General features: G+C 34.8%; 13 protein-coding genes. 9 read left to right on the top strand and 4 right to left on the bottom strand.

What is annotated here, in order from left to right; all coding sequences use genetic code 11:
- Positions 1–70 precede the first annotated feature (70 nt).
- The 5 genes from EA412_01705 (at position 71) to EA412_01725 (ending at position 5,861) form a co-directional block, all read left to right on the top strand.
- Complete coding sequence (locus tag EA412_01705; protein ID TVR82210.1) at positions 71–961, top strand: IS1595 family transposase; 891 nt, start codon at positions 71–73, stop codon at positions 959–961.
- Positions 962–1,063: 102 nt separating this feature from the next.
- Positions 1,064–2,458 carry a VWA domain-containing protein gene (locus tag EA412_01710; protein TVR82211.1) on the top strand — a complete coding sequence of 465 codons (1,395 nt, stop codon included), beginning with the start codon at positions 1,064–1,066 and terminating at the stop codon, positions 2,456–2,458.
- A gap of 10 nt (positions 2,459–2,468) precedes the next feature.
- The gene (locus tag EA412_01715; protein TVR82212.1) at positions 2,469–3,836 is read left to right on the top strand and encodes a VWA domain-containing protein; all 1,368 of its coding nucleotides are present in this window, start codon (positions 2,469–2,471) and stop codon (positions 3,834–3,836) included.
- A gap of 151 nt (positions 3,837–3,987) precedes the next feature.
- Positions 3,988–4,938 (top strand): transketolase family protein, encoded by a 951-nt coding sequence (locus tag EA412_01720; GenBank protein TVR82213.1) that lies wholly within the window; start codon positions 3,988–3,990, stop codon positions 4,936–4,938.
- A gap of 2 nt (positions 4,939–4,940) precedes the next feature.
- The gene (locus tag EA412_01725) at positions 4,941–5,861 is read left to right on the top strand and encodes a hypothetical protein (GenBank protein TVR82214.1); all 921 of its coding nucleotides are present in this window, start codon (positions 4,941–4,943) and stop codon (positions 5,859–5,861) included.
- A 5-nt stretch (positions 5,862–5,866) separates the two neighbouring features.
- Here EA412_01725 and EA412_01730 read toward each other — a convergent pair whose 3' ends face one another.
- Positions 5,867–6,478 (bottom strand): YihA family ribosome biogenesis GTP-binding protein, encoded by a 612-nt coding sequence (locus tag EA412_01730; GenBank protein TVR82215.1) that lies wholly within the window; start codon positions 6,476–6,478, stop codon positions 5,867–5,869.
- A 48-nt stretch (positions 6,479–6,526) separates the two neighbouring features.
- Here EA412_01730 and ubiE point away from each other — a divergent pair, with 48 nt between their 5' ends.
- Together ubiE and EA412_01740 are read left to right on the top strand one after the other, a co-directional pair.
- On the top strand, positions 6,527–7,255 hold the full coding sequence (gene ubiE, locus EA412_01735) for a bifunctional demethylmenaquinone methyltransferase/2-methoxy-6-polyprenyl-1,4-benzoquinol methylase UbiE (protein ID TVR82216.1): 729 nt from the start codon (positions 6,527–6,529) through the stop codon (positions 7,253–7,255).
- Positions 7,204–7,932, top strand: coding sequence for a PorT family protein (locus EA412_01740; protein ID TVR82250.1), 729 nt, complete (start codon positions 7,204–7,206; stop codon positions 7,930–7,932). The genes ubiE and EA412_01740 overlap by 52 nt, the downstream gene beginning before the upstream one ends.
- A gap of 6 nt (positions 7,933–7,938) precedes the next feature.
- Here EA412_01740 and EA412_01745 read toward each other — a convergent pair whose 3' ends face one another.
- Together EA412_01745 and EA412_01750 are read right to left on the bottom strand one after the other, a co-directional pair.
- On the bottom strand, positions 7,939–8,475 hold the full coding sequence (locus tag EA412_01745; GenBank protein ID TVR82217.1) for a dCTP deaminase: 537 nt from the start codon (positions 8,473–8,475) through the stop codon (positions 7,939–7,941).
- A 65-nt stretch (positions 8,476–8,540) separates the two neighbouring features.
- Complete coding sequence (locus tag EA412_01750; protein ID TVR82218.1) at positions 8,541–9,464, bottom strand: WD40 repeat domain-containing protein; 924 nt, start codon at positions 9,462–9,464, stop codon at positions 8,541–8,543.
- A gap of 55 nt (positions 9,465–9,519) precedes the next feature.
- On the opposite strand from EA412_01750, the gene EA412_01755 reads away from it, so the two are divergent.
- Positions 9,520–10,164, top strand: coding sequence for a 4'-phosphopantetheinyl transferase superfamily protein (locus tag EA412_01755; protein ID TVR82219.1), 645 nt, complete (start codon positions 9,520–9,522; stop codon positions 10,162–10,164).
- A 28-nt stretch (positions 10,165–10,192) separates the two neighbouring features.
- Here the strand turns inward: EA412_01755 and EA412_01760 are convergent, their stop codons facing one another.
- Entirely contained in the window at positions 10,193–12,142 is a 1,950-nt protein-coding gene (locus EA412_01760) for a DNA primase (GenBank protein TVR82220.1), read from the bottom strand.
- 235 nt (positions 12,143–12,377) lie between these two features.
- Here EA412_01760 and EA412_01765 point away from each other — a divergent pair, with 235 nt between their 5' ends.
- Positions 12,378–13,106 (top strand): DUF4476 domain-containing protein, encoded by a 729-nt coding sequence (locus tag EA412_01765; protein TVR82221.1) that lies wholly within the window; start codon positions 12,378–12,380, stop codon positions 13,104–13,106.
- The last annotated feature ends 100 nt before the right edge of the window (positions 13,107–13,206 follow it).

Genomic DNA, 13,206 nt, shown 5'->3' on the forward strand with positions numbered 1-13,206 from the left:
AAATTAATTGAATTAGGCTATTAAAGAATATAGTTAAGTCCTTATCGTTATTAAGTTAAACAATAAGATTATGGAAGTAAGATACAAAAGCCTTAGCATTTTTGAGTTTCAACAACGCTTTCCGGATGAAAGAAGTTGTTACATTCATTTATCAAAATTAAAATGGTCACAGGGCTATCAATGTAAAAAATGTGGTCATAAAAACTATTGCAAAGGGAAAAAAGAATTTGATCGCCAGTGTACATCATGCAAGTATAGTGAAAGTCCTACTGCTGGTACTTTATTCCACAAACTCAAGTTTTCAGTCCTAAAAGCTTTTTGGATTATCTATTATTTATCCACCAATAAGAAAGGGATGGCCTCTACAGAGCTGAGTAGGAAGTTAGAACTGAGGCAAAAAACCTGCTGGTTGTTTAAGCAAAAAGTGATGCAAGCGATGAAAAGTAGTGGGCAACACCCATTGGAAGATCAAGTTGAAGTAGACGAATTTGTAGTAGGTCAACAAGAAGAAAAGGTAAGGGGCAGAAAGAATAAGAAAAAAAAACTGGTAGTATTGGCAATTGAGAAGAAAGGCAAAGGAGTCGGAAGAATGTATGCAAAGCACATTAGCAGAGCATCAAAGAAAGAGTTGGGCTCCTTTATGCATCAAACAATAGAAAAGCAAGCAGGAATTACCACAGACGGTTGGCCTGCCTATAAGGGCTTGAAAGTAGACTTTCCAAACCTCAAGCAAGTCAAGTCAGGAGCAAAAGGGAAGAATTTTAACATGCTACACAGAACAGTGATGGGTTTTAAATTATGGCTAAGAGGAATACATGCACATGCAGAACTTTTGCAAGGATACTTGGACGAATATTGCTACAGATTTAACAGAAGCTTTATGAAAGAGGGAATATTTGACAATTTATTAAACCGTATGGTAAGCGGTCAACCGTGTACTTATAAAATGATTATTTCTTAATAGCCTAATTCTAAAAATTAATTTTAATCGTAGAATTTTATTTTGGTCAGTAATTTTAAGGTTTAGCCTGCGTTTTTTATTAAATTTATGTAACTATACATTATGCCACGTTTACTATTCATTTTCTTTATTCTTTTGTTTGGCACCCATAGCGTGTACTGTCAGTCACAAATGGTAAGAAGCGACCGTCCGTATGTGGATAGTAAAGTCAGGGTACTCTTCATTCTTGATGCCTCGGGAAGTATGCGGGAGATGGTTGGAAATCAAAGAAGATTTGAATTAGCTAAAGATTTACTGCTAGAGCTCCATGATAGCATATATAAGAATAGGCCTGATACTGAGTTTGCTCTCCGGGTATTCGGACACCGTTCAGGTCATGATGTGTCTGATTGTAAGGATACAGCCCTGGAAATCCCTTTTTCAAAAAATAACTTCAGAAGATTCCAAAACACTTTGCAGGGTTTAGCTCCTCGGGGTTGGACACCAATTGCTTATTCACTTTCTGAGGCAGCAAAAGATTTCACCGGCAGTAAGCCTGATGAAAAAAATGTCGTTATTCTAATCACAGACGGACTTGAAACCTGTGGAGGTGATCCATGTGAAATAGCAGAAATTTTTGAAAGAAACCGAATTGCTATAAGACCTTTTGTTATTGGGATGGGACTTGATGAAGACCAGCTTATCAATTTTGATTGTGTAGGCCCAAATTTAGATGCTTCTGATCCTGAAAGCTTTTTAGCTGTGAAACAAAAAGTAGTATCCTATGCAATAGGAGAAACTTCATTAATTATTAATTTATTAGATAAAAATGATAATGCAACAGTGAGTAATCTGCCTTTTTCTGTTTATGATTACTATGAAAAGAATTTATTAAACCGCTTTATACATACCATAAGCCGGAGAGGAAATACGGACACTATCTGGCTCAATCCTTCCGGAAAATACTATGTAAAAGTACATTCAAAACCGGCTATTTACAGCCCTGCATTTAGGCTGAACCCCGGGGAACATAATGAAATTGACATACCGGTTAAATTAGGAGAACTCTTTATTTACAGTCCGGGAAGTCCTCAGGATATGAATCATATACAAACGATCATTAAAAAAATCCCTGAGGATGAAACCGTCTATGTTCAGGACTTTTCTACAACAGAAAATTATTTAGAGGGTGACTATAAAATTCATATTTTAACAATGCCTGTGATAAGCAAAGAAATTTCTCTGAAAGCTGATGAAAAAAAGGAAATTTCTATTGAAAGAGGCGGAATGGTTAATCTGATGAATGCTGAGGGGATAATTGCCGGCCTTTATCATAAAGACGGCAAGTATAAAAAACTCTTTTGGGAAGAGCTTATAAGCATTAACAGAATCACTTTACTCTTGCAACCCGGCGAATATGAAATTATTTATCGTCATAAAGACGCAAGTACATCTTATGCTACAAACTCTCAAAAATTCAGTGTTTTTTCCGGAGGTCAGGTAAACCTCAGATTGTAAAATAAATTTTATGAATAAAAGATTACTGATATTTTTTCTTTTTACTGCTTTGTTTTCATTTAAAGCTTTTTCGAATGAAACAACGCGCATTTTATTTATTTTAGATGCGTCGAGTAGTATGTCTATTACCTGGCATGACGATAAAACCAGAATGGACATTGCAAAAGAGGTTTTAGGAAATTTAATAGATAGTCTTGAAGGTAAAAAAAATATAGAGCTGGCTTTCAGAGTTTACGGACATCAATCTCAACTAGGACAGAGAAACTGCACAGACACAAGGCTTGAGGTGCGTTTCAGCAGAAATAATGCCGGACAAATCAAAAGAAAACTGGCAGATATTCGCCCCAGAGGAACTACTCCTATTGCCTACACATTGTCTCAGGCTGCCGGTGATTTCCCAAGTTCAGATACAAGAAATATCATCATTCTTTTAACTGATGGTGAAGAGACCTGTGGAGGTAATCCTTGTGAAGTAGCTCAGGAACTTGAGCAAAAAGGAGTGGTACTCAGGCATTTTGCCATTGGCATCGGCTTAACAGAGGAAGTAATGTCCTCATTCGAATGTCTGGGCAATCACTTTAATGCTCAGGATGGTGTCAGGCTACAAATGATACTTGAAAGTATTATCAGACAAATTACAGATGAAACAAGTGCTCAGGTTTTTATAGGAAACAATGTTAACAGACAATCTTATACAAATTTAAATTTCTCAATAATAAATCATCATACAGACGAGATAATAACCAGCTTATACCATACCTTATCAGAAAATAACATACCGGACACATTATTTATTGATCCGGTGATAAACTACAATCTGCTATTTCATACAATTCCGGCGGTTTACAGAAGTAATATTTCTATCGAACCCGGCAAAAACAACCAACTAACTTACAATATGCCACAAGGTTTTTTAAGTTTTACTATAAGCCAACCTTCTATTTCCCGCACACTGGAAGATAAAATTCGGCTGGTTGTTTATGAAAATGAGAATGGTAATGTGCTCATGAACATGAGAAATAAACAAAACACAAGATTCCTGAGTGATAACTATAAAACTGAAATTTTAACCCTTCCGATAATTACGAGGAATAGCACAAACATAGAAACTGACAAGACTCTTCGTGTTGAAATACCTTCTCCCGGGGTATTAAACCTGAATAAACGTCACGAATATTTCGGTGGAATTTTTGTTATGAAATCCGGTGAGCTGGAAATGATACACGAACTGAAACGAGGAAACAGAAACGAAACGCTGGCTCTACAACCCGGTAAGTATAAAATCATTTACAGAACCCGCCTGGCAGACACTGCTTACCAAACTGAATACCTTAATTTTAATATTAAAAGCGGCGAATCACTTCGCTTAGAGCTATAGTAAAGTATTTTTTTATTATAAAAGCAGTTGTAAACTATGAAATTCTCATGTACCACTTTTTTTAAAAAAACTAAATTCTAAAAGCTTCCTTACATAATTCATATTTAACCGACTAAAATATTATTTTTGCATTGCTAAACAAAAGATATATATGCTAAATTTTGATATAAAAGAACATAAAGATACCCGCTCCGGCTTTGGAGACGGCATTTTTGAGCTGGCAGTAGAAAATGAGAATGTAGTTGCCCTATGTGCCGACCTTGCCGGTTCATTAAAACTCAATAAATTTATTGAAAAATTTCCTGAAAGATATTATCAGGTTGGGATAGCCGAGGCCAATATGATGGGAATCGCTGCCGGTTTAACAATCGGTAAAAAAATACCTTTTGCCTGTACATTTGCAAATTTTGCTACCGGAAGGGTGTATGATCAGATAAGGCAATCCATTGCTTATTCCAATAAAAATGTAAAAATTTGTGCTTCTCATAGTGGATTAACACTTGGTGAAGACGGAGCAACTCATCAAATTTTAGAGGATTTAGGTTTAATGAAAATGCTACCCGGCATGACCGTGATTAACACTTGTGATTACAATCAGACAAAAGCCGCTACCAAAGCAATTGCTGATTGGGACGGGCCGGTTTATCTTCGATTTGGACGTCCAAAAATGCCGGTTTTTACACCGGAAAATCAAAAATTTGAAATTGGAAAGGCCTGGAATATTCATGAGGGCAAAGATGTAAGCATTTTCTGTACCGGCCACCTTGTATGGAAATCTGTAGAAGCAGCCATTGAGCTTGAAAAATCCGGAATATCCGTTGATTTAATAAATATTCACACCATTAAACCTTTGGATATAGAAGCAGTTTTATCTTCAGCTAAAAAAACAGGAAAAGTTGTAACTGCTGAAGAACATCAAATGAATGGCGGTTTAGGTGACAGTATAGCTCAATTATTGGGCAGAAATTATCCGGTTCCAATGGAAATGGTTGCTGTAAATGATTCTTTTGGAGAAAGTGGAAAACCCGAAGATCTGATGAAAAAGTACAATATTGACAGCTCAGATATTGTAAATGCAGTTAAAAAAGTTTTAAAAAGATAAAAATGAAAAACAAAGCCTATCTCCCTTCTGAAGTTGATTTTAAAATCGAAGACATTGCAAACCGTAATGAACCTTTGAATGTTTTGATGTGTACTCCTGACCATTTTGACATAATAGATGTTAAAAATGTACACATGGAAGGACAGGCCGGAAATTTAGATAAGGAAAAGGCAAAAAGTCAGTGGAATTCTCAAAAAGAAATTTATCAAACTCTCAAAACCCGTGGAGTTATAAATGACTATTGGGAAATCAAAGGACAGATGGACTGTGAAGATATGGTCTTCTGCGCCAATCAGACTTTTCCATGGATTAATAATAAAAATGAAAAGCTGGTAATTCTCAGTAAAATGAGGCATCCTTCCAGACAAAAGGAAGTTGCTTATTTTAAAGAGTTTTTTGAAAATAAAGGCTATCAAACAATAGATTTAAAAAAATCAGAAATGTTTGAAGGTATGGGTGATGCTATACCTCATTACGGTAAAAATTTGATTTACGGAGGCTTTGGTCACCGTACTAAAAAAGAAACCTATGACGAAATAGCTGAAACTCTAGATGTAACTATAGTCTGCCTTGAGTTAATTGACAGTCGTTTTTATCACTTAGATACTTGTTTTATCCCATTGGATGAAGAAAGTGTAATTCTGTGTCCCGAGGCATTTACTTTGGAAGGTCTGAAGGTTATAGAAAAATTGTTTTCAAATGTTATAAGAATCCCATCAACAGAAGCTTCAGGCTTGTTTTCGCTGAATGCCCATACCATTAACAATCAAAAAAACGGGAAAAAAGCTGCAATTATACAGTATGGTTCAATTTTTACCTACAATGCGCTGGAAAAGTCAGGCTTTGAAGTTTTTGAAATTGATACAGCAGAATTTATGAAATCAGGCGGGAGTGTTTTTTGTATGAAAATGATGACTTATTAAACGGCTTAGACTTCATTTTTTTCCCATTTTTCAATGGTTTCCCCTATTAGATTGAGTACTTTTTCCTTGCCGGTTTTTTTCAAAGCTGAGGTAGTTATATTGGTCGGCATAGCTTCCCATGACTCAAGCATTGCATTTTCAAAAAGGCTTTTATTATCTGAAACCGTTTTTTGGTTTATTTTATCCGATTTAGTATAAAGAATCACGAATGGAATTCCCATTTCACCAAGCATATTAGCAAAATCCAGATCATTTTGCTGAGGTTTAATTCTGATATCAATTAACAAAAAGACACAAGCCAGATTTTCCCTTTTTGACAAGTAGTTATGAATCATCTTCTCCCACTTTTCTCTGGATGTTTTTGAAGCTTTAGCATAGCCGTAACCGGGCAAATCAACTAAATACCACTCGTCATCGATAATAAAATGATTTATGAGCTGGGTTTTCCCGGGAGTTGAAGAAGTCTTAGCTAATTTCTTATTACCTGCCAGCATATTAATCAAACTGGATTTCCCTACATTAGACCGACCAATAAAAGCGAACTCCGGCAAATTTGTTTCCGGACAAACACTCAAAGAGTCAGAACTTTTTACGAATTTTGCATCTTTAATCAACATCTTCTCATAATTTTTGTTTGAAAATACAATTATAAAACGAAATAAGCTTTGTCAGAACAAGTTAAACCATATAATCAGGAAGATAGCAGTAAAAAAGAACAGGTAGAACAAATGTTCGACAACATCGCCGGCCGCTATGATTTCTTAAACAGACTTTTATCCGTAGGAATTGATAAAATCTGGAGACGTAAAGTTATTAATATTTTACGACCACACAAACCTAAGTTAATTTTGGATGTTGCTACAGGCACGGCTGATTTGGCTTTAGCCTTGAACAAGTTAAATCCGGATAAAATAATAGGCATTGACATTGCAGAAAAAATGCTGGAAATTGGCAGAACAAAAATTAAAAACAAGAATTTACCCGATAAAGTTGAGTTACTGAAAGGTGATTCTGAAGAAATTCAGTTTGAGGATAATTTTTTTGACGCTGTTACCGTTGCTTTTGGAGTTAGAAACTTTGAAAATTTAGACAAAGGCTTATCGGAGATTTTTCGGGTTACCAAGCAGGGAGGAATCGTAACAGTACTTGAGTTTTCTAAACCAACGGTCTTTCCGGTTAAACAATTTTACAGTTTTTATTTTAACTTTATCCTGCCGGTAGTAGGAAAGTTGTTTTCCGGTGACCAACGTGCATACAAATATCTCCCGGAATCCGTTAGAGTCTTTCCGGTTGGAAAAGAATTTGAAAAAAGATTACAATCAGCAGGATTTAAAAAAACCTCATGCAAAAGACTAAGTTTCGGAATCGCATCCATTTATATAGCAGAAAAATAGCCGTTTCAGTTTTATTTTTCTTATTTGCCTTCACATCCAACTCAACATTCGCGCAACAAAACTATTTAGATTTTGCGAATAAGAGTTTATACTTTGGGATTTCTCTGGGGTATAATACTTCTGATTTTAAAATTATTCATTCCAATGATTTTATTCAGGGTGATAGCATCTTGACCGTTCATACTGACAGAGGCCCCGGCTTCCAGTTGGGTATTATTTCTAATTTGGAGTTCAGCAATTATTTTGATGTTCGCTTTGTGCCTACCCTTTCTTTTGCTGAAAAAAGTCTGGATTACAAACTCAGCAACAATGAAACTGTCAGAAAAAATATAGAATCTATAAACCTTGAGTTTCCGGTAAGTATCCGTTTTAAATCTCAGCCGGTAAATGATGTTCGCTTTTATGTAATGGCAGGACTGAAGTACAATCTGGATTTAGCTTCAAATGCAGAAGCAAGACAAGCGGAAGACATGGTTAGAGTTACCCGTCATGATTACTCCGTTGAATATGGTTTAGGTATTCAAATTTACTTCCCGCTTTTTGTCTTTTCACCGGAAATAAAAATCTCCCACGGATTAGTAAATATACATGCCCCTAATGAGGATCTTATATTCTCTAACGTAATAGACCAATTATTTTCAAGGACTATTATGATAAGCTTTAACTTCGAAGGTTAATTCAGTTTAGAACTTGTTTTTCCACATCATAGATTCAATTGGCTTGATGCTGCGCTCATTGTATTTTGCATTCTGCTTGGAGTGATAGTAGTTTTTGATTTCTCCTTCAACAGCAAAATAAATTAACTGTCCTATAGGCATTCCCGCATACACTCTCACCGGTTGTGCGCAGCTAATTTCAAGTGTCCAGGTATTGCAGTAGCCCACATCCCCTTTACCTGCCGTTGCATGTATATCTATTCCCAACCTTCCAATGCTTGACTTTCCCTCTAAAAATGGAACATGTGCGTGAGTCTCAGTGTACTCTTCTGTAACACCTAGGTATAGTGTATTTGGTTGTAAAACATATCCCTCTTCAGGAATTTCAACAGAAATGATAGTATTGTGCGCTTTGGCATCCAGAACCCTGTCTTTATAAACCGCCAAATGTTTACTTAAATGAACATCATAAGAATTGGTACCCAAACAATTTTCTTTAAAAGGTTCAATCTTAATAGTGCCTTTTTCCATTTCTTCAAGTATGCGCTTATCTGAAAGAATCATAAAGTTATTTTTAAAAAAGTTTTGCCGTAAAGATACATTCAGCAATTAAATTTTCTTAGGATTATCTACTGAATATTTACTCCCCGCATCATCACTACCTTATCGTCTCCGCAAGTAATTATCATTTCAGGGTCATCCAGCCAAATTATATCGTTTACTGAATTTTTGTGTGAAATCATTTTATCTTTTTCTATCACTTTTATCAATTTCAACGAGTATGTATCCCAAATTTTTACCGCCTTATCTCTGGATGCTGTTGCAAACCATTTTCCGGAAGGATGAAACGCAATTTGATTTATGGTAAACAAATGAGCCGGCACAGACATTAGCAATTCGTAATTATTTTTTACATCCCATATTGAATAATGAGCATCCCGGCTTCCGGCGACTAAAAGTGAACCATCAGGCGAATATGCCAGAGTAAAAACCGAGCTTTTGTGATGCTTTAGGATTCTTTTAATTTTGAATTCCTTATCCAAAATATAAGTATCACCATCACTGGATGAAAATGCTATATCTCCACTTCCTGCTGAACATGAAAACCTTCTGAGGCTCTTACCACTAAGTTGATGCTTCCTTACTAAATCATAATTATTAGTATCCCACATAGAAAACATTCCGTCTCCCCCGGCAGCTAATAGTAAGGATTTATCGAAAGGCAACAACTGTAAATCAAAAATACTATTTTCATGTAAGGCCAGGTGCTTTAATTCTTTTCGGTGTTCTAAATCTAAGACATGTATGCCGCCATTCATCTGCCCTATAAATAAAACCGGCTGATTTTCATGTAAGGCAATGGAAAATATCTGAGTGTCTATTTGAGCAATCACCTTACCGTCAGACTCCGGATGATCAATACTCCACTCAACGACCATCCCATCCCCACCGGCAGATAAAACAGTTCGATTTTGTGGTACATAGTGCAAACGATATAATGAAGATTTATGCCCGGTATGTATACTAGGGTCTTTTAATTTTATTGAATTCATATGATTTTGTAAATTTACTCAATTACCCATAATTTCAAGCCTTAAATAAAAAAAAATGAGTCTTATAAAGCTTCTGGAAACAACCGGAGAAACAAAAATTGGTGTTTGGAAAATGGAAGAAGAAGATGCATTTTTTTCTGAAAAACTAATCTTAAATGCCTATGACACTGAGGTTTTAAACAAAAGATCGCATCCGATAAAGAAAAAAGAATGGCTTGCCTCTCGATTTTTACTTAAATCTTTACTAAACTACAAAAAACAATTAATTTTAAAAGCAAATGGAAATGGCAGACCTTTTCTGGAAAACCACAAAGCAGAAGTGTCACTTTCTCACAGTCACGAAATGGTGGCTGCAATATGCAGCTACGTTTATAAAGTGAGTATTGACATTGAAAAAATCCAGCCTAAGATTCTGAATATCACTAAGAAGTTTTGCAGTGATGATGAAAAAGAAATGGTAAAAAATATGGATGAAGTACTTTTTTATACCATTATATGGTCTGTTAAAGAAACTGCTTTTAAACTCTATGACGATTATCATCTGGCTTTTAAAGAAAATATTCAAATCACCGCTTTGATTTTTAAAGGTGATAAAGGCCATTGTATAGTAGAAATTAATAAATCAGGCTTCTATAAAAAACTTAAAGTTCCGGTTTACTTAATCCGGGAGAATTATATTTTAAGCTATTCTACTTTATAGAAATATTACCGAATTCCGTAGAAATAATTTACTTCAGGATTACACTTTTCAGCATATCAGCATATTTTTTCTGAAAAGTATATAATTTATCGAGTTCTATCAAGTGGTCTTGTATTTTTTCTAAATCATTATTCTTTTCTGCCTCCTGAATTTGCAGACGTTCTTTCTCACAAAGATTTAAAATCACTTTTAAGTTAAATCGCAGGTATGTGGTAATTAAATCATTTTCAGCTCTTTTTTCACGCGACATCAAATAAATTTGGTGCTTTTCAGCCCAATTATTGCTCGGTTCCGGAAGATTCATGAAAATATCGATTACAAAGTCTTTTTGTTCTTTATTATCAGATTGATAGAAAAATTCGGGAGTAGGACATATTTTACCTTCAGTCCAGTGTGATTTCATCTTTTTAAACACTTCAATTGCATGATTATTTTTAAAATAACCTTCATTTATCTCTTCAAATATAAAGGTGGCAATTGTCTTTTCTTCATCATAGATGTTATTCCCAAACTCAAGTAAAATACGGATAACATCTTTTTCCTGATAATCAGAACTAACTTCTAATTCAGCCGCCTCTTTTGTCTCAGTTGCTAAAAGCTCTTCTTCCAAATTTGAATATTCCTGGAAGTTCGTTTCTTTTGTTCTCTTTTTTTGCTGGTCAAAATAATCTTTACGAAGTATTCTGGCTATTTTCTTAAATAATAAATCTTCCGGGAGATCCAGTTTTTTAGAACATTCTCTTATATAAATAGTACGCTTAATCGGGTCATTTATAAGTGCTATAGTTTCTGTTAACAGGTTCGCTGCTTTTGCTATAGATGATGGATCTTTGCCTTCTTTTTTCAAAAAATCATCTGCCAAGAAAATTATGAAGTCTGTAGCCTTTTCTTCAATAAACTTTAAAAACCCGTCTCCACCCAGTTTTCGAACATATGAATCCGGGTCTTCTCCATCCGGTAGAATAACTATTTTTATATCCAGCCCTTCACGTAAAATAATTTCCATTCCTCTTTTGGCAGCGTTAATTCCTGCGCTGTCACCATCATAAATAAGGGTTATTTTATCTGAAAGACGCTTAATCAAACGTACCTGATCCTCAGTCATAGCTGTCCCTGCCGTTGCTACTACGTTCTCAATACCGGACTGTACTAAAGAGAGGACATCTGTATAACCTTCTACTAAAAAGCAATTATTATTCTGTCTGATAGAATTTCTGGCTGCACTGATCCCATAAAGAATCTTACTTTTACTGTAAATAATGGATTCAGGGCTGTTCAGATATTTTGGCTGATTTTCAGCACTCTTTAAAATTCTACCACCAAAAGCAACTACCTTTCCGGTATAGTTATGAATGGGAAAAATAACTCTGGCTCTGAAAAAATCATAAGCATGCTCATTTTTTTCTCTGATCAGGCCTGCTTTGATAAGTAACTCTTTTTTATATCCGGCTTGCAAAGCTGCTTCTGTAAAAGCTGAGAAGCTTTCTTTTGAATACCCGAGTTGAAATAGCTGTATTGTCTTTTTGGTAAATCCCCGTTCTTTAAAGTAAGTTTGTCCAACCTGAATTCCTTCTTCAGACTCCCACAAAGTTTTTTCAAACCATTCTGCAGCAAACTTAAAAATCAAAAACAAGCTTTCCTTTTCATCATCTGTTCGTTTCTGTTCTTTATCATCTACTGATACATCCGGAATTTGAATATTATACTTCTCTGCAAGTTTCCGCAAGGCTTCCGGATAAGAAAGATTATCAACTTCTTTTACGAAACTGATACTATCACCTCCTACCCCGCAACCAAAACACTTAAAAATACCTTTTTGGGGAGATACCATCATAGAGGGAGTCTTTTCATTATGAAAAGGACATAAGCCAACATAGTTTGCCCCTCTCTTTTTTAAGCGCACATAATCCCCTACAACATCCTCTATTTGGGCGTTATATAAAATTTCCTGTACGACACTATCCGGTATAAATGACATAATTAATCACAAAAATAAACTAATTTATACAGTTCAAATAAAACTTTTTTTTTCTAAACAGATAAAAAAGACATTTTAAAATAATAGTAAAAAAGTTATGCTAAAACTACATGAAATACTTGAAAAATCTGCATTTGAAGACTAAAAACATAAGTGTCTGGTTTGCTGTTTTTTATAACTATATAAAAATATTGGCACGTTATTAGATAATGTTTTAAAAAAAAAGGAGGATATTATGAAACGCTCAATTTTACTTTTGACAATTTTTTCCCTGTTATCTTTAAGTTCTTTTGCTTATCATAACACAAGTACTTTTAGTTTCAGGATGGATAACAACGAAAATGTATTTATCATTTTAGGAAATTATCACTATGGACCGGCTTCAAGTTTTGAATTTGACATTCAGGCAGGGAGGTATAACCTTAAAGTGGAAAGAAGATTTAATACTTACTTTGGCTATACTACCCATGTTTTGTACAATGGCCATATAAATATCCGCAATAATATGCATGTGTTTGCCAGTTTGAATCATTTTAATCGCCTGAATATATCTGAGAAAGTTAAAAACTATACTCCACACTGGGGTAATCCGAGCGCCGGATACAACACTTGTCCTTCAGCCGGAGCTGTAACTCAAACAGTATATTATGAATATTCGCATCATCATCCTGTTGTTCAACCTATGAATAGCCAATCATTTAATAATCTATTGGCTACAATTAGAAATCAGTCTTTTGACAGTTCTAAAAGACAAGTGGCTAAGCAAGTAATTTCCAATAATTACTTTAGCACTTCACAGGCAAAGGCGATTATCAGATTATTTACTTTTGAAAGCAGCAAATTAGAAATAGCCAAATATATTTACAACAATACTATTGATAAAGAAAACTACTTTACCGTTTATGATGAGTTTACCTTTAGTAGCAGTGTAAGAGAATTATCAAGATATATATCTCAATACTAATTTTTCTCACTCTTTCTTTGCTTGAAAAGCCTGAATATTATTTTCAGGCTTTTCTTTTTTTATTTAAACATAAAAGTGTTTAGAAGTACCCTTAAAAAGT

It is taken from the genome of Chitinophagaceae bacterium (assembly GCA_007695095.1).
Taxonomy (GTDB): Bacteria; Bacteroidota; Bacteroidia; order Chitinophagales; family REEL01; genus REEL01.

Bases quoted from the DNA above. Each gene is read 5' to 3' on its own strand.
- EA412_01705 (TVR82210.1), top strand. From the start codon at position 71: ATGGAAGTAAGATACAAAAGCCTTAGCATTTTTGAGTTTCAACAACGC.
- EA412_01710 (TVR82211.1), top strand. From the start codon at position 1,064: ATGCCACGTTTACTATTCATTTTCTTTATTCTTTTGTTTGGCACCCAT.
- EA412_01715 (TVR82212.1), top strand. From the start codon at position 2,469: ATGAATAAAAGATTACTGATATTTTTTCTTTTTACTGCTTTGTTTTCA.
- EA412_01720 (TVR82213.1), top strand. From the start codon at position 3,988: ATGCTAAATTTTGATATAAAAGAACATAAAGATACCCGCTCCGGCTTT.
- EA412_01725 (TVR82214.1), top strand. From the start codon at position 4,941: ATGAAAAACAAAGCCTATCTCCCTTCTGAAGTTGATTTTAAAATCGAA.
- EA412_01730 (TVR82215.1), bottom strand. From the start codon at position 6,478: ATGTTGATTAAAGATGCAAAATTCGTAAAAAGTTCTGACTCTTTGAGT.
- EA412_01740 (TVR82250.1), top strand. From the start codon at position 7,204: ATGCAAAAGACTAAGTTTCGGAATCGCATCCATTTATATAGCAGAAAA.
- EA412_01745 (TVR82217.1), bottom strand. From the start codon at position 8,475: ATGATTCTTTCAGATAAGCGCATACTTGAAGAAATGGAAAAAGGCACT.
- EA412_01750 (TVR82218.1), bottom strand. From the start codon at position 9,464: ATGAATTCAATAAAATTAAAAGACCCTAGTATACATACCGGGCATAAA.
- EA412_01755 (TVR82219.1), top strand. From the start codon at position 9,520: ATGAGTCTTATAAAGCTTCTGGAAACAACCGGAGAAACAAAAATTGGT.
- EA412_01760 (TVR82220.1), bottom strand. From the start codon at position 12,142: ATGTCATTTATACCGGATAGTGTCGTACAGGAAATTTTATATAACGCC.
- EA412_01765 (TVR82221.1), top strand. From the start codon at position 12,378: ATGAAACGCTCAATTTTACTTTTGACAATTTTTTCCCTGTTATCTTTA.